Origin of the sequence: Rhizobium mongolense USDA 1844 (assembly GCF_000419765.1) — a bacterium.
GTDB classification, from domain to species: domain Bacteria; phylum Pseudomonadota; class Alphaproteobacteria; order Rhizobiales; family Rhizobiaceae; genus Rhizobium; species Rhizobium mongolense.
The window spans coordinates 17,400-34,464 of record NZ_ATTQ01000004.1 but is presented as its reverse complement, the minus strand read 5'-3'; the positions used below and the strand labels follow the sequence as shown (position 1 = coordinate 34,464).

Here is a 17,065-nt window from a genome sequence, read left to right as displayed (position 1 = left end):
GGTGCTCACCCCTCCTCTTCGCTGAGGCAGCCATCTTGTCATGCTTGTATTACAGGTTAAAGTAGTATTTCGAAATCCATCATACGTGCTTTCGCCTGCAGAATTCCTTTCCTGAATTTGACATTTTGGATGGACAAACCATGAAGTTTGCCGTGGCTATGTTTTCAATTCTCATGTTGCTCGCGGCAGAGGTTCACGCCGCAACGTCCGGCCAAGAACCGCCAAAAAACGTCACCGTTTCACCGCCAGCCGCCCCATTGAAGCTGCCGGTCAACAAGATCGCCAATCCGGGAAAACTCCAGGCGTATTGCACCGTCGAGCAGCACTGTCCGCTTCGCGAATACTCCACGACGCTGGGAGTTTGCGGTCTGTATGTCATCAAGAACGGCGTTGTTCGCCTAGAGATGTTCAATAACAGCGCAAATATCCGCTGCCAGGAGGAGGCCAATGGCATCGACAAAATGTTCGGCATTGCGTCCGTCACGAAGTCGATCACATCTACTCTGCTAGCGCAGGTACTAGCGGAAAAATATCATCTGCGGACAAAGGCCGAATTTGAAAGTCAGTTGCAGCGCCAAGTCGGCAGCTTCTTGAAGCCCGGTGAGAGGAAAAAGATCGAGCGAGGCTATGCCACCGTCCAGGTTAACCAACTGCTCCTAATGAGATCAGACATTGGCTGGAGAGAAGAAGCATCCTGGCCGTTCCCTTCAGATTCCCTTCGCTTTGACGATGATGTGCGAGAGCCGCCACGTAAGGAAAAGCTACTGGAATTTGCCGCGCACTATAAAATTCGGCGACGTGGTGCCCTTCGCTTCAACTACTCTGCGCTTGACGCCGCGATGGTCATGCCTGTTGCTGCCAGTCAGGTAGAAAGCGGGCACCTGCTCAAGACGTTTGAGCGCGGCCTCTGGTCAATGATCGGGGCCAAGCACGCAGCGCGTTGGAACGTCGACAAAGACGGACGGCCCATCGGCTCATGCTGTTTCAGAGCCAAGATCGATGATCTCGCCCGTTTCGGCGACTTCGTGCGCCAAAAAGGCAAGGGGAAGATACCGTCCGCATGGTTCGAGCTTGCCACGGCTCGGACCATCGAGCGATTTGGTGGGCTTGAAGACGAGAGCGACGCATCCGACGAAAGCTGCATTCTTGGTTACGGGTATTTCTGGTGGCTGCGGAAAGGTCGAGATGATTTCACAGCCTATGGCCGCGACGGTCAATTCATCCATATCTACCCAAAGGAAAAGGTCGTCATCGTGCAGCTTTCGGATTGGAGCCTAACGAAGGTCAGTCATCACGCAAAGTGCATCGCCCTCAAAACACACGATGAGATAGTCCGTCAGCTTCAACATTGACCGGCGGAACCGATCCCAACCGAATTACTTCGGAAGTTTCCGCGGTGCTGATCCAACCTCAGTAGCAATGGATCGCTGTGGAGGCCAAGGCGCCTCAATATCCACTTTAATCGCCGCGATGCCTTCATGTATCCCGTACGGCGCAGGGTATCTGAAGCACCAGAGGTTTGGCTCGCCTACAATCATGGAGATCGCTTTTCTGCGTGCGCGAGGAAGGATGTGCCGAACCGACTGTGGGCAATTGTTTCCATGCCGAGAATGACTTGCGAGCCTGAAAAATGCGGGAACTTGCCGTCTAAGCCTCAGATCCTCGCCGTGAACTATGTGATCGGTGATACGGTTCACTGGAACATTGCAGTGTCCGCGCCGAAAAGGACTGTCGTCAGCCGTTACCTCCGCCGTGAAAACGGGGCCAGCGCGATTCCCCAGTATTACGGACACCTCCCTCAAGACGGCCGATAGAAAATTGTGTCTAGCATGGCCGCGCGGTTTTCCCAGATTTCCCCCTCCGCGCCGTCTGGCTTATCCTCGTTGTACCACTCGGATAGCCTGATAACTTCAACAACTTGTTCCCAGTAGTTGTCCAAGGTGAGCCTTGTTTTTGAGAACTCCATCCGAGCTGCAGCCTCCTCCCTGTTGGGCCTGCAAATACAAATGAAGGTGTCCGGTCGCTTCATAGCAAGAAGGCGACTTGCTGTTGGAACACCTCCCATCCGCGTCGAATGGTCGAAAGCTTTTTCGAAGTGCCGAATGAATTTTTTATAGTGTTCCACAGTAACCTGACCCTTCTGCGGTACACTGTCGATGGCGCGGGCAAGGTTCCTATCGTTTTCATCTATGCGATTTGCGAAGTCGCCCATACCTTTCATGGACCCAAACCAACCCCAGTCTTGCTTCAGGTCAGGCGAGTTCTTTTGATTTCTTCCAATGATTCCCGCGATGGCTTTTCGCTGCTCTGGACGCAGTTGCGAAAATGACCTCACATCTGCAACCCACTTCTGCGCCGTACGAAGCAGTGCAAGGCTCTTTTCTATGTCATGATGCGCGGAACTCTGAACCTCCATCACATAATCCATCCAAGGCATCGAAATTAACGGTGACCTGAATCCACCGGGCTTTATCTGCCGCAGCCCCTCCATTGGATTGCGCGGAGGCTTTGGCAGGCGATTGGCACGCGTGCAGCTTGCGCGATAGGCCGCAGCAAACTCTGAAGTGACTACCTCGCCCAGATCGGCGCTCGCCTTCGTGAACTTAAAGATGTCGACGAAAAATGGATCAGAAGTCTCGCCGGTCACCAGGATCGCAGCCTCCCAGTTCCTGTCCAGCCCTCCCGCGGTGAAGTTCGCGCTACCGACGATCGCCGCTGCTTTCCTCCCTGAGCGAAAGCCGTAAAACTTAGGGTGATATGTACCGCCTGAGAATTTTGTAGCTACCCGTGCTCGATCGACGCCCTCCAGGGCTGCCACTAGATCGGGATCGGTCTGACTAAATGCAACCCCAAACGTGACGTCTCTGATTTTGCTAACGTTCCGCAGCAGCACTTTCGCTGCGCCGGTCATACTCCCCCAGGCAACTGCCCAATGAAACTCTACATGCTCGTCGATAAGTCGGCGCAACGTTGCGTCAACTCCGCGAGCATTCAGAAACTCGACCTTCATAAAACAATCTTCCTTGGCGAGGTGTATCAGACAGATAGCTCAGCAAGGGACAAAGGAATACCTCGGCGAGGATATGCTGCCTTTAGTGGTCGCTGCCGAACGCAGATGGACTACTATTTCAGAAACATTTCAGTTGTGCTACCATTTATAGTTGCGACCGCGTCGGGAGGTTGCTCTCGCTCAAACCTATAGGGGACGGCACGCTCTGCATCCGCAACAAAAGTCACGGTGGAAACATATTTCACGCTTCTTGGCGACCTATGAGCAGTCCATCGCCCTGCCCGTCGGCAATCGGATGTTATATCTCGATCCGAAAGGTTTGAGAGATCATCTGACACATCGAAGAGGGTGCTGAGCCACGAGATGTCCGGTGACGCCTGCCGAGGGTTGATGACGGCAAACATGAGCCGTTCCATCAAAAATGGGAACAATCGGCTAAACAGAACACGCTCTAAGGCGCCGAACTCGTTAAACCCTTAGGTGTCCGCCCCGGTATTCCTACCGTGCACAGTGCTGCTGGTTTCAGTGCTGAAATCGATTGATCACAGCAAACGATCGCATTACGAATACCGGTCTGCTATTTGTTGGCAAAAACCGGCATGAATGTTTTAGGGATAAAACAAATACCCTGTTCTAATTGCACTCAACCCGTGATCTAACATTAGCGTTAGCTTTCAAGACAGTCGGTTGAATTGTAAAGTGATCAATAAACCTCGTTGGCTGCGCGACCTCGTTCGCTTTCTTCCGCTCAAAAGCCAGTTCGTGCTGTCAGGCAACGTACGCGACCTTCAAGCATATGAAATTGCCCCTGGCGTCGTTGCAGCTCTTCCGCTGACCCTTTGCTTGCAAAAAGAACTTGAGGCGTGTGGCTACCGGGACGTTATCCAATTCGCGCCTGTATCAGGCTTCAGTTTGCCCGGCGTCACGAATGAAGCCGAAATTGCGGAAGTGATGGCTCGGACCGGGCTTGGCAGTGAGAATTCCAGGAGCATGGGCCTCGACATCCTTGGGAATGTCCTGAGCTCCTTCACATCCTCGACAAGCGAACCTGCGGCGCTCATCGTGGACTTTGCGTCGCGCCTTGTGAATCGCGCAGACGCGCTTACGCCGGTAGAACATGCACTGTTCACCAACGCTCAAATCGTGTGCCACTCCGCCAACACCCGGCCCGCCGGAACGGGACGTAAGCCCTTCTACAATACCATCATCTGGATCGCCGAGCGTGAGTCCGATCTGCCCGATTGGCTGACTGTTGATAATCCCAAGCTTCGCAACATTCCCGTTGCCGTACCTGACAGCGCGACCCGGAAATCGCTTTCCCGCACTTTGCTAAGGGCACTTCCTGATGCTCAGGACGCCTCCGACGAGACGCTTCAAAAGTCGGCCGACGCCTTCGTCAACCTGACCGAGGGTCTGCTGCTGGCCGACATGAATGCGATTGCCCAGCTTGGCCGCAACGAGGGTTTGAAGGTCGGTGAAATTGCAGATGCCGTCCGACGCTACAAGGTTGGCGTGACTGACGATCCGTGGCGCATGATCGATCGTTCGAAGATTTCGGGAGCCGAAGACTTCATTCGCTTGCGCGTGAAAGGGCAAGATCATGCCATCGTCCATATGCTGGACATCATAAAGCGAGCCGTAACGGGCGTCGGCCGCTCGTCTACGAATGGGCGTCCGCGAGGGGTCGCGTTTCTGGCTGGTCCTACCGGCGTCGGCAAAACTGAACTGGCAAAGACGATTACGAGCCTGCTTTTTGGCGACGAGTCTGCATACATCCGTTTCGACATGTCAGAATTCAGCGCCGAGCATGCGGATCAGCGTTTGATCGGCGCCCCGCCTGGCTATGTTGGCTATGATGCAGGCGGCGAGCTTACAAACGCGATCCGCGAAAAACCCTTCAGCGTTGTCCTCTTCGACGAGATCGAGAAGGCCCATCCTCGGATCCTCGATAAGTTCCTGCAGATCTTGGATGATGGTGTACTAACATCTGGCCGAGGAGATCGCGTCTATTTTTCGGAAGCTGTAATCCTGTTCACGTCGAACCTCGGCATTTTCCGTACGGACAGCACCGGAAATCGAACTCAGAATGTTTCGCCTGACGAGCCTCATGAGGTAGTTGCAGCCAAGGTCCGCGAGGAAATCAATCAGCACTTCAAGCTCAACTTGAACAGGCCGGAGATCCTCAACCGCATCGGCGAAAACGTCATCGTCTTCGATTTCATCCGTCCAGCGATTGCCGAAGCCATCTTTGACAGCATGGTTGCGAATTTGCTGGAAAGCACGCGTTCGATCGGTTTTGACATTTCGATTTCCGAAAACGCAAAAGCCGGGCTGAAAGAGATGTGTCTGCGTGATCTGTCGAATGGCGGTCGTGGTGTCCGCAATATGGTGGAAGCACATCTGGCTAATCCGCTGTCGCGTGCACTGTTCGACGCCGGAGAGATCAGCGGCAGCTTCCGTATCGAGAAAGTCTCAGCGGGTGCCGTGACTTCAATAACGCTTACGCGGGAACAGCGCTCATCATGACGGCTATCGCGTTATCTCGCATTCATTTTCCGATCACAACGCTCGGCCCGGGCAATCGGATCGGGATATGGCTGCAAGGATGTTCAATTCGGTGCCCCGGGTGCATCTCGGCAGACACTTGGGCAACGGGCAGCGGGACAACGACCGTCCAGGATGTTCTGTCGGCGATTGCTCAATGGCTACCCTATGCTGACGGCGTCACAGTCTCTGGCGGCGAACCATTCGATCAACCCGAAGCGCTAAAAGAGTTGCTGGCAGAAATGCGATCTCGGATCGCGGCCGACATCCTTGTCTTCTCAGGTTATTCTCTCGAAGCCATTGCGGTTCACCTCGACAGTATGACCGGACTGATCGACGCCCTGATCTCAGATCCCTACCTCATTGAGGCTTCTCAGACACTCGCTTTACGAGGGAGCGATAATCAGCGTTTGAACGTTCTGACCCCGCTTGGGAATGCCAAATTCGCGGCATATCAACGGACGGTGGTGCCGTTAGATCGTAAGTTCGACCTGATGATGGACGGCAAAGGTCAAATCTGGATGGCTGGAATTCCCGCACGCGACGACTTCAAGCGGCTCACGGCAATCCTATCCGCCCAAAATCACAAGATCATCACGACCCAAGATCGCTCCGTACGAGCGTCGAGAAATCAAACCAATGATTAGATTTTGCCCTAACTGCAAGACTGAACGCCCGCTCAGTGAATTCTATTGCCAAGGCGTCCTAGAAGACAGTGTGACCTGCAATTGGGATCTGACAACAGTCACCGTGCGAGAGGCGGGCAAAGGTGAGTCGATAGACGCGGTGTCACCTGTTCTTGCGCCAATAGCCGCTGGCCGGACCTGCCCCAACGGGCATCCTGTTCACGAGGGTGACCTGATCTGCATGGAGTGTGGCGCGGAGATCTCGGAGGAGGTCGAGGCTAGCGAACCCATCGAGCAAGAGTCTCCTTCCGATACTGCCCCCGCGGGACACATCGCCACGGAGATATCCGGTTGGAGGATCGAAGCCCGCCTTCCCTCAATCAGCGCAGTTCGAGAGCGCTTTTTGGCAATCGATCAAGAAGCCGGGACCCGAGGAATATTGACGCTCTACGCAGACGGGTCTGAACCGGACCCTTCTGTCTATGATGCGATCCAAAATATGCCCGACGATCATCTGCCACGGATTTACGAGTTCGGTCGCTGGCATGAACGCGCGTATGAAATCTCAGAGGAGATAACCGGCGGGAGTCTCGCGGAAGCAAACTTCGATGGCTCTAACGTTGGCGTCGTCAACTCGATCGTTTTTGAGATCGGCAAAGCGCTGGGATCTTTCTCCCAAGCGGGCCTGCGCCATCGCGATATCACTCCCTCAAACATACTTATCCGTACCCACGACCCTTTGGATCTCGTCGTCACAGGATTTGGCTCAGCCAGATTGTCCGACTACGACCTCGATATCGTCGCACCGCTTGAAACGACACGCTATTTGGCGCCAGAGGCCATCGCCGGAGGGGTAGCTGCGGCTTCTGATTGGTGGAGCCTTGGCATGATAGCGCTGGAAATCGCCACCGCTGGCGCATGCTTTGAAGGGGTGAACCCCCAGGCATTCCTCATTCATGTGCTGACCAAGGGTGTCACTGTCCCAGAAGGCTTAGACCCATCTATCGAACGTCTCCTGAAAGGCCTCCTTGCAAGAGATCATCGAGAACGTTGGCAGTGGAACGAACTCCGCGCGTGGTACTCGGGCGAGGTCGTCGAACTGCCTGCAGAGGTCATCGACGAGACCGATATCACCGGCAAGGCAACAATCGTCCTAGCGGGTAAGTCGTATTCAAGGGCATCAAACTACGCGCTGGCGGCCGCAGAGCCAGGCAATTGGGATGAAGCCCGGACTCAAGCCGCGCGGGGTGTCGTTGCTGCTTGGGCAGAAGACGCAGGATTTGATGATGCAGTTCAATCCGCGTTGAGACGCCTTGCGCACACGGAGGGGCTATCGGACGACCTGCGTCTTTCCATGGCTCTGAAGATACTGTACCCGGCGATGCCTCTCATCGTGAAAGGCAACATCGTTACGCCAGGCTGGCTGCTCGACCATCCCGCTGAGGGAACCGACCTCATTTTCGGACCATCCGCCGAGATTCTTGGTCGCCTCGGCGTCGAAGAATGGTTGCAGCGTATGAAGCAGCGCGGCGTTTCCGTCCGCGAAAAAGCTCGCCAGTTTGCGATCACACTGAATGAAGAGGATCTACAGGTCCACCTCCTGTCGAGTTCCAAGGCTCGCCTTGCTGCGCTTTGGACGGAGAAAAGGCGAATTCTGCCTGACACCGATCATCCTGGCCTTAATTCGCTCATTGAACGACGCCAGACTACCGATGAGGACTTCATACTCTTGTTGTCTGCCGAAGTTGGCCAATTCCGGTCGGTCGACGAAATTCTGGATGAAGCCCAAGCAACGGCTGAACGCGCGGGAGTTTCTTCGTTCGAAAGGGAGCATGCCCGCGATCTCTTGAGCCGATCTCGAAGGGATCTGCACGCGCTTGTTGATCAGCGGCTCTCTGGCTTCGCACGGTCAGGCATCGAGCGTATCGACGAATGGGCAGATCAGTTCCGGCTGGACAGACGCATCAGTCTCGACCGGACTCTAGTTCTTCTCTCGGTTCCCGCGGAACAATGGCTAGAGCCACCGAAACAGCACTACGTATCGACCCTCCTCGAATACTTCTCAAAGAAAATTTCGGGAAGCATCTTGCGCGGGCCACTGACAAGAATGGTCATTGGCAAGACGACACCCCGCCTCGATCTCACCGAGCTCGGAACAGAGCGTAAGCCCGCAGCTGCGTTGCTTGATCTCATACTCGCTCGAACAGATCGCGCTGAGGACCTCGATCCTGCGGCATTCGGCCAATCCGAAACCCTGGAACGGCGGTTGCGATCACTTCACTCACACTCGACCCTGTACAAACGCGACACAGGCATCGACGGACTTTATCTCGGTTTCCCGTTCCTTATTCACCGTGACGATCGTAGAAAACCAAAGATCGCTCCAATTCTACTTTGGCCGGTAAAGGTCGTCCCGGAGGTTGGTAACCGCGGTCACGCTACCATCGCCTTCGACCGTGATCGCGACGAAGTACGCCTCAATCCCGCGTTTGAAGGCATGATTGGCATCGATGCTTCGCGACGCTGGCAGGAGGCTGCGAACGATCTCCTTGGACGGTCAACACTGACAGCGGCGGATGTGGTCGATGGATTTGGTGGGCTATCCAAGATCGAAGGCCGATCACTGTCAAAACTGCCGGGCAAAGACACGGATGCGGAGTTCGGCCACGACGTCATCTCGTGTTCCGCCGTTCTGTTCCATCTGGCATATATGGGCCAGGCGATTGTCGAGGACTTGCGTCAGCTGAAGAGCAAACAGCTGAATGGCAGTGCTCTGGAAACCGCACTTAAGGTGACGGACGAACCGCCCCAGTCGATGACGCGTGAAAAGCCGTCCGAAATGGAGCGCTTCTTCACTGTGGCCAGCGATCCGTCACAAGAAGCGGCTGTCATCGAAGCTAGGTTCGCACCCGGTCTATTGATCGAAGGACCACCTGGTACGGGCAAGAGCCAAACCATCGTAAACATGGTGGCCGACGCAATTGGCAGGAAAAAGAGCTTGCTGGTCATCTGCCAGAAGCAAGCCGCGCTCGAAGTCGTCAAAAAGCGCCTGGAAGCTGAAGGTCTTGAAGATCGCATCTTCATGGTCACCGACATCAATCGAGATCGCGAGCCAATCATTCAGGCTATTCGCGACCAGTTGGAAGCTCATCACAACAACGAGTCTAACCAGCTTTGGAAGCGTGATCGTCAAAACTTAGCGACGAGAATTCAGGCCGTCGAGAACGACCTTAATGGCCATCACGCCGCCCTGCATAAAGTCGACGAACACGTTGGTCTGTCATATCGAGGTCTTCTGGGAGATCTTATCGAGGTCGAGACGCCCCATGTTCCGATGGACGCTCCAGCGCTGAGGCGATTGCTTGGTCCGTTCAGGCCAGCTGAAATCGCGGAATTCGCCGAGGCATGTGGTCCGCAGGCACGGTACTGGTTACCGGCGCACTACGAGGGCAGTCAGCTCGTAGCTCTGAAGACGTTCAATCCGGACCCGGCAAACACCGCGACCTTTGACGAAGACCTTAAAGCCTTTATTCGCAGCGAAACAGAGCGTTTGGAGGTATTCACGCGCACGGATCGCGCCCTGTCGATAAAGGATCCAACCCCGTACCGCAGCTGGTTTGATGAAAACGACCGCGATTTCGTAGAGCTCAATGACAATGAGCGTAACGAGTTGGCACGCTGGTTCAAACTGTGTACGCTCGAAAGCGGATCTAGCAAAGCCTCTGTGGCCGAGACCCGGCTGCGGAATATCCACGATGCCATGGGCGGGTTAAGAGGATCAGCGCCTGTTGAATCCTTCCGCAAACAAACCTTGGCTCTGTCAGACGCTGACCTACAAGCTTGGGCGGCGGACGCCGAAACCCTAACCACTCCCCCCTCCTTCTTCGGAAAAATCAATCCGTTTCGATGGCTGCGTCTACGCAAGACTAAGTCGTTCCTTCAGTCAGTCGGACTAGCTCCGGAGATCGCCGCATTCGATGCCGCATTACGGTGGGAGCAGCAACTCCGTCCCCTACGGCAGGACCTCGTACAAACTTTGCGTCCATTTGGTGAAGCGAGTGTCGCCTCAGATGATCTCGTCGCCAACGATCTAGCGGTCGTTGCAGTCCACAGAGCTGACGCGATCGCGAGTGCTCAAGTCCTGGCTGACAAGATTGCCCAATACCCAGTTCCTTCACAGTTAGAGGCCGTCATCGCCAGGGCGTCGCTTTCCGAGTATGAAAGCCTTCGGGATAGCGCACATCAAGCATTCGAGCGTTACGAGGCTAAGCAGTTCAGCCGAGCGTCGCTTGAAAACGCCTCGCAGTGGTTCGAACCAAAGTGGGTGTCCGAGCGACTGAAAACGATCGAAGAAGATGGGCAGAATGGCGGAGCTATTGCTTCCATATTGGAAGCCCGCCCAACTCTCGAAGCGTATCAGCGGTTTCGGATCAGAGCGAACGGCTTGCCGCAGGTGGCACTTGAGATATTCAAGCTTTTGCGTCCCAAGAACGATCAGCTTGAGCGCGTGCCGGTCCATGCTCTAGACGAAGAAGTTCGCAAGATCGTCAAACGCGAGGCGATGCTCGCTTGGAAAACAAAGCTCGAAAACGACGATCCTCGCTTGCTCTACGAGGCTGCCGAACTGGAGGCTAAGATCAGATCGGTTGGCGAAGCGGAGAAGGCTATGCGGCGGGCAAACCGCCAGATGCTCACGCAAGGTATTGACCCTGTCCGGGTCGCCTCGCCACGCGATTGGGAGCCAATCACGCGACTGCGCGGTCAGCGAGCACAGCGACTGCGTGAATTCCTTGAAAAAGGACCGGACCTTGGGCTCATGGAGTTGCGCCCCGTTTGGCTGATGAACCCGGATGTGGCGAGCCGGGTGCTCCCACTACGAAAGAACATGTTCGATACGGTTATCTATGACGAGGCATCACAGATGCCGGTCGAGTATGCCCTCCCCACCCTTTTCCGTGGCGAGGTCGTGATCATCAGCGGTGACGAGAAGCAGATGCCGCCAACCGCGTTCTTCGCCAGCCGAGTTGAGAACGATGAAGCAGACGTTTTCGATGGCGAGGAGCTTGATGAAGATGCGACTGAGGTCGAACGCGAGACATACAACGAAACGTGGAACCGTCGCGAAATCAAGGATTGCCCCGATCTCCTACAGCTCGGAAAATCTGTACTTCCAACTACGACGCTTCAAATCCACTATCGCTCCGCATATCGAGAGTTGATCGGGTTCTCCAACAGCTCGTTCTATGGCAACAGGCTGAGCGTTCCCGTGCGGCATCCCGATGAGGAGATCATGCGGGCAAAGCCGATCGAGGTCATCCGGGCAGACGGAATTTATAGCGATCAGACCAACGAAATCGAAGCTCGTCGAGTGGTTCAGGTCCTAGCAGATATCTGGCGCGAGCCCGGAAACACGCCGACTGTCGGCGTCGTGACTTTCAACCGCAAGCAGGCTGACCTGATCGAGGAGATCCTTGAGAAGCAAGCAGAGAGAGACGACTGGTTCCGAAATATGGTTGCCCGGGAGCGTGATCGCATTGAGCGGGGCGAAGATGTTGGCTTCTTCGTGAAAAACGTCGAAAACGTCCAAGGTGACGAGCGTGACTACATCATCTTCTCATCGACGTTCGGGAAGAACGCGCAGGGAAGCTTCCGCAGAAACTTCGGGGTCCTGGGTCAGAAGGGTGGAGAGCGGCGCCTGAACGTCGCGGTAACCCGTGCACGGATCAAGGTAATCATGGTGACGTCGATGCCCATCGGCGAAGTTTCTGATATGCTGAGCAGCCGACGAAAGCCGATGATCCCGCGTGACTACCTCCAGGGTTATCTAGAGTACGCCCGGTCTATGTCGGACGGCGACTTCAAGAATGGCCGAACCCTGCTTGATCGCATGCTGACCGAGCGCAGCGGATCGCAGAACCGAGATGAAGCCGATATGGACGGCTTTGCTGCTTCGGTAGCTGCATACCTTTCTGAGCTGGGCGTAACCGCCGACCGGGTAAATGATGGAGGCGCGTTTAGTCTCGATTTTGCGATTGAGGATACCGAGACCGGTCTCTATGGACTTGGCATCGAATGTGATGCACCGCGTCACAGAATCCTTGATAGCGCGAGAGCCCGAGAGATTTGGCGTCCGTCGGTTCTCGGCCGGTCTATACCTATAATTCATCGGATTTCGTCTTACGGCTGGTACCACGCGCGTGAAGAAGAGAAACGGCGGCTCCGTGATGCGGTCGAAACTGCGATCCTTAAGGAGGCCGCTGAATGAGTGGCCCGAAAGTCGTACGAATTGTAACCCGAGAGGAGCTTTTAGCGATTTGCGAGGGGCATATAGCAGCTCTCACCGCAGCGATTGAGCAGTGGGAGCGAGTCGGCAAGCGAAATGAGATTGTTGACGCGGAGGATATTCGACTAGCGGAAAGGCGGATTGTAGCAATGCGCGATCTGCTTGCGAAAGATCAATTCGTGGAAGTTCAAAAACAGGTTCCCATCGAGATCGCCTTCTTTAAGACAGATATGGCGAAGCGGATTGAACGCGCAGCCGAAAAGGCCGCTCAAGCCCGCAGCGAGGAAAATAGACGGCTTCGTGCGGCAGCTTCTGTTGCGGGCTCCCTCAAGGCAAAAGGGCTTCCAGTACCACCTGCCCTCTTGCAACCAGCATCGTATACGCAGGTTGAGCTGCAAGACGCCCTGAGACACGCGTTCAAGCTTTTAGGTCCTTCTGAGTTAAGTAACGAAACAACAGATCGACAGCGCGAGCTAGCCGCGCAGCTAGATGATGGCGAGAAACGCATTGCCTTGGCAGATTGGCTTGCGGCCCATTCAAATCCTGCAGACGATGACCCGGCCTTAGCGGACCTCTCACGCCGAGTCGAGGAGTTGCGAGCGCTATCTCCGGAGCGAGCGACAGCACTGAGTGATCGGCTGGAGCACGTTTTCGCAGATCGATCCCCTCGAAGGGCGCTGTTGATTGACAGTTTGGCGATGGATATTGGTGAAGCACGTTTGGCTGCTATTGCAGAAGCAAACGCCGTAGGGGAACTGCGGGCAGTTGAGGCTCAACTCAAAAGTCTTCAATCCGCTTCGGTCGCTAATTTAGTCTCTGAAATTACCGAGCTGCTAAATTCGCCACCGATGTCATCCGAGATCTCGAACCTAACGGCGATAGCTAAAGCGGCGTTTGAGGCCGCGCTAAATAAACGGGCAGAGCTTGATCGGCGTCGCGTGGTGCTCGATGGTCTCGCAGAACTCGGCTACGAAGTGAAGGAGGGTATGCAGACAGCATGGGTTGAGAACGGTCGGGTCGTCCTCAAGAGTAAAAGGACACCTCAATACGGCGTGGAAATAGGTGGCGACCCCAGCAAAAGTATGCAGCTTCGAACGGTTGGCTTCGCTGGCCAAGGCAATTCGAGGGATGTTGCTGCGGACGTAGCGGCAGAAGCTGAATTCTGTGCTGATTTCTCTGCGTTGCAAAGGAAGATCGCAGCAAAGGGTGGAGATTTGTCGGTTATAAAGGCTTTGGGTGTCGGCGCTACGCCGGTCAAAAGAATATCTACCATCGAGAAAAGCGAAGCATCCGACGCTACGACCACACTCAATCAAGCGACTGTTCAACGATCGTCAGGGAAGCCGGTAAAGTAGTTCTGTGAGGACCATCGCTCCGATGACAGCGGCAACAACACCTATGAGCAGCATCCGGTTGAATGCCTGCTGCTCATAAGCCGCTTGCCGCGCATGTTCCGCCATCTCCATCACTCGTCGCACGCAGTCGCGATACTCTTTGTCGACATCGACTACTTTCCCTGTCAGCGCTTCCGTTCTTCTAGCCTGCTCTTTGATGGCACTGATGGGGCAGCAGCGTCTAGGTATGGATTGGCAGTTAGTAGTGGCATGGCAAGTCCCCAGTTGTGATTCAGCTATCGGAATACGCGAAAAATTTCCAGCGATTTTCCTTGTCGCCGGAAGCCGCGACTGGACACGCATCGATCATCTGCCATGATGGTCTGCAACTAGAGATGAGGAGTCGATCATGTTCGGATGGGGCACTTCGAAATACGTGGATGAGGTGGCGACGGGCACGTCAAATCTGATCTCATTACTGGATACAGTCGGAGTTGGTCAGCCCGCTCACTTTTGGCGTGAGCCTTATGTTCTTGGATATCTATTCGGAACTGCCTCAATGCTTCTGGGAATCGCCAGCAAAGGCAAGATACGGGGAGAGAAGGCAGGCGATCTCATTAACCAGATTTTCCAACGCATTGGCGGCGTTAAAGGTGATCAGATCGTTCAGGAAATAATGAGTAATCTGAGATCGCGAGACACCGCCTTCACGATGGCTACTGAACGCGGTTCGGAAATCGTGGCCTTCCTGTACGGGATGCCGCACGGTAACAACAGCAGCATCGACTTTGAGGATGCCCTCGATCTCGGCAGAGACCAAGCTCGTGGTCTCGAAGGTAGATCAGACGACGCAACCGTACGGAAGTACGCCTACGAGGCCGTTGTGCGCGAATACTGGATCGACGCAGTCAAAAGCCGACTTCTTTAGAACCAGAAGACTGCTATTGCAGCTGACGGACTTATACGAGACGCGTGAATGACCAACTACAAGAACGATTGCGGCCCAGTTGAGATCATTGGACCTAGCTCGCCATCCGAACGCTTCCTGCGCATACGCATGGACGACGTGCCCGCCTAGCGACAACCAAGCGATATCGCATGGGCGATCGGGCACATCCGCTCGACGTGCGCGAGTTGAAGGTCTTGAGCCACGAGGAGATGGCGGCTAGCGACGATCAGGTGTCGGTGACGTTGGAGCTGAAGGGATGAGCGATTGCGACTGCTTTGAGTGTCTGTGGAAATCGAGCATTCTTCCGTTTTTCAGATAGTGCCAACCCACTTCCGGTGCGAAAAAGAAGCTGGTCCCTACCTGCGTTCACATCCCGACTGCGATTCTTTTCTTCCAAGCGCTGCTGGCGAATTCCAATGAAGCGGACATTTACCCGTCGAGAACTGCATGACCTTGTTTGGTCTACACCTATTTCAAAGTTGGCGGAGCAGTTCGAGATATCGGATCGCGGTCTGGCGAAGATATGCGCACGCTATCATGTTGCTGTGCCCGGGAGGGGATATTGGGCCAAAGTTGAGGCGGGACAACCCGCAACGAAGACCCCTCTGTGGAAGATCGACAATCCAGCTCTCGAAACCGTCCATATCGGTGGGATGAAGCAGCAAGCGAATCCCTACGTAGCGTTCGCGATAGAAGCGGCGCAGAAGGCCGTTGAGAACGTCAAGGTAAGAAAAGCTGCGCCTTCGGGGCAAACGGAGCAAGCCAAGGACGCCAAGGACGCCAAGGACGCCAAGGACGCCAAGGACGCCAAGGACGCCAAGGACGCCAAGGACGCCAAGGACGCCGCGCTAACGGAAACACTCGAACCTGTCAAACGCCCCCACACGTCTGTCTCTGGTCTCGTGCTTGAGCTTAGGAGTGCTCAGCCGGATCGAGATGGAGAAATATCCGTTCTCGGCATTCGAATTCATAAGAATTCCAAGACCAGGATTATAGCCTTCCTTCATCACTTGGCCGTCGCTCTGGAAGGGCGCGAGATAGCGTTAAGGCAAAGCGACAAGGGGTTGAAGGCAGAAATCCTGCCGGAAGACATTCATTTTGAGATAACGGAAGGTAGAAGAAGAGAGAAGCACGAGCCGACCGCGAGTGAGCTTAAGAAGAAGCGGGACTACGACCAACGGAGAGAGATCGCCAGTCGCCGGGGCCAGTGGCTGCCTTGGGAAAGCTTCTGGCCCGAGTATGACTATCATTTTTCCGGGAAGCTTTCGTTTGAGATTAACAACTGGGCAGACGGTGCCAGGAAAAAGTGGTCTGATGGAAAACATCAGACGCTGGAATCTATGCTAGACAACATCGCCGATGGTCTCCTTTTCCACTTGGCCTTTGAAAAGGCTCGGCGCGAAGAGAGAGAGGAGAATGAACGGCGTCGGAAACGCATGGCCCATCGGCGCGAGCTTCAGAGCAAGCGCCTGGAACGCGAGGCTAAGCGCATTAGGTTCATCGCCGATCTCGCCGCCTATCACAACGAGGCGGCGCAACTGAGGGCGACAATTGCAAACGCGTCAGCGGGCTTGGAGCGAGCTGAGCCGGAATACCACCGGATGATCGACTGGGCCCAAAAGCGTCTCGCTCACTTGGAGGCACAGAACGAACTCGCTACACTTACGTCGCACCTTCAGTCGGAAAATCTCTTTCCTGACGATGATCCTTTGTTCGATCCTGAGGGCGATCCACCGCCGAAGCAGGGCTACTGGGATTAAGCAAGTGCTGGCGGCAATGTCGGCGGCAACCGTTCCAGCGTGCAGATATCTCCGCCCGAAGCCGCCTTTGCAAATCGTGTTCTTCGTTCTCGTTCTCTGACGCGTCTCATCCCCTGCTCCAACGATAGAGTGCATCGGGTTCGCGCTCTTCGTTGTCACTGCCATCCGTCTCGTTGACCAAGACGAAGCCGCGTTTCTCATAGAAACGTCGAGCGAGCGTATTTTTCTGGAATGTCCATAGTTGGAGACTTGACGCCGCCCCTTTGGCCACTTGGAGAAGCGCCTCACCAGCGCCCTGCCCCTGCCAAAACGGCAACACGTACAGTTGGTCAATCCAATCAGTCCGGAATGCTATGAGCCCTACGATTTCTTCGTCCAGCGCACCCCATACCTCGCATTCGCTGAATACGCGCTGTCGAAAATAAGCGCGATCTTCGGCAGGCGTATGGAGCCCCGCCAGCCACGGAAGTCGCTCGTCAAATGAGGTCCGAAGGATAATGGCGGCGCGGTCCATCTCTTCCAGACTCAGACGTCTTAGGCGGAATGACATAGGAGCTTT

10 protein-coding genes are annotated in these 17,065 nt (G+C 55.0%); 7 read left to right on the top strand and 3 right to left on the bottom strand.

What is annotated here, in order from left to right; all coding sequences use genetic code 11:
• Window positions 1-140: 140 nt before the first annotated feature.
• Entirely contained in the window at window positions 141-1,352 is a 1,212-nt protein-coding gene (locus tag A3C3_RS0108095; RefSeq protein WP_022714099.1) for a serine hydrolase, read from the top strand.
• A gap of 446 nt (window positions 1,353-1,798) precedes the next feature.
• Here A3C3_RS0108095 and A3C3_RS0108090 read toward each other — a convergent pair whose 3' ends face one another.
• Complete coding sequence (locus tag A3C3_RS0108090; RefSeq protein ID WP_022714098.1) at window positions 1,799-3,010, bottom strand: phospholipase D family protein; 1,212 nt, start codon at window positions 3,008-3,010, stop codon at window positions 1,799-1,801.
• 699 nt (window positions 3,011-3,709) lie between these two features.
• On the opposite strand from A3C3_RS0108090, the gene A3C3_RS0108085 reads away from it, so the two are divergent.
• The 4 genes from A3C3_RS0108085 (at window position 3,710) to A3C3_RS0108070 (ending at window position 13,818) form a co-directional block, all read left to right on the top strand.
• Window positions 3,710-5,536: an AAA family ATPase gene (locus tag A3C3_RS0108085; RefSeq protein WP_022714097.1), complete on the top strand. Its 1,827-nt coding sequence runs from the start codon at window positions 3,710-3,712 to the stop codon at window positions 5,534-5,536.
• Entirely contained in the window at window positions 5,533-6,201 is a 669-nt protein-coding gene (locus A3C3_RS0108080) for a 4Fe-4S single cluster domain-containing protein (protein WP_022714096.1), read from the top strand. The genes A3C3_RS0108085 and A3C3_RS0108080 overlap by 4 nt, the downstream gene beginning before the upstream one ends.
• Before the next feature lie 70 nt (window positions 6,202-6,271).
• Window positions 6,272-12,445, top strand: a complete 6,174-nt coding sequence (locus A3C3_RS0108075; protein WP_233450620.1) for an AAA domain-containing protein — start codon at window positions 6,272-6,274, stop codon at window positions 12,443-12,445.
• Window positions 12,442-13,818 carry a hypothetical protein gene (locus A3C3_RS0108070; RefSeq protein ID WP_022714094.1) on the top strand — a complete coding sequence of 459 codons (1,377 nt, stop codon included), beginning with the start codon at window positions 12,442-12,444 and terminating at the stop codon, window positions 13,816-13,818. The genes A3C3_RS0108075 and A3C3_RS0108070 overlap by 4 nt, the downstream gene beginning before the upstream one ends.
• Here A3C3_RS0108070 and A3C3_RS45090 read toward each other — a convergent pair.
• Window positions 13,798-14,160, bottom strand: a complete 363-nt coding sequence (locus tag A3C3_RS45090) for a hypothetical protein (RefSeq protein ID WP_145611802.1) — start codon at window positions 14,158-14,160, stop codon at window positions 13,798-13,800. The two genes, A3C3_RS0108070 and A3C3_RS45090, sit on opposite strands and share 21 nt — an antisense overlap.
• Window positions 14,161-14,206: 46 nt before the next feature.
• Here A3C3_RS45090 and A3C3_RS0108065 point away from each other — a divergent pair, with 46 nt between their 5' ends.
• Both A3C3_RS0108065 and A3C3_RS0108055 read left to right on the top strand, forming a co-directional pair.
• The gene (locus A3C3_RS0108065; protein ID WP_022714093.1) at window positions 14,207-14,725 is read left to right on the top strand and encodes a hypothetical protein; all 519 of its coding nucleotides are present in this window, start codon (window positions 14,207-14,209) and stop codon (window positions 14,723-14,725) included.
• 296 nt (window positions 14,726-15,021) lie between these two features.
• Window positions 15,022-16,506: a hypothetical protein gene (locus tag A3C3_RS0108055; RefSeq protein ID WP_156890777.1), complete on the top strand. Its 1,485-nt coding sequence runs from the start codon at window positions 15,022-15,024 to the stop codon at window positions 16,504-16,506.
• Window positions 16,507-16,612: 106 nt separating this feature from the next.
• Here the strand turns inward: A3C3_RS0108055 and A3C3_RS0108050 are convergent, their stop codons facing one another.
• Window positions 16,613-17,056: a GNAT family N-acetyltransferase gene (locus A3C3_RS0108050; RefSeq protein WP_022714090.1), complete on the bottom strand. Its 444-nt coding sequence runs from the start codon at window positions 17,054-17,056 to the stop codon at window positions 16,613-16,615.
• Window positions 17,057-17,065: the final 9 nt, after the last annotated feature.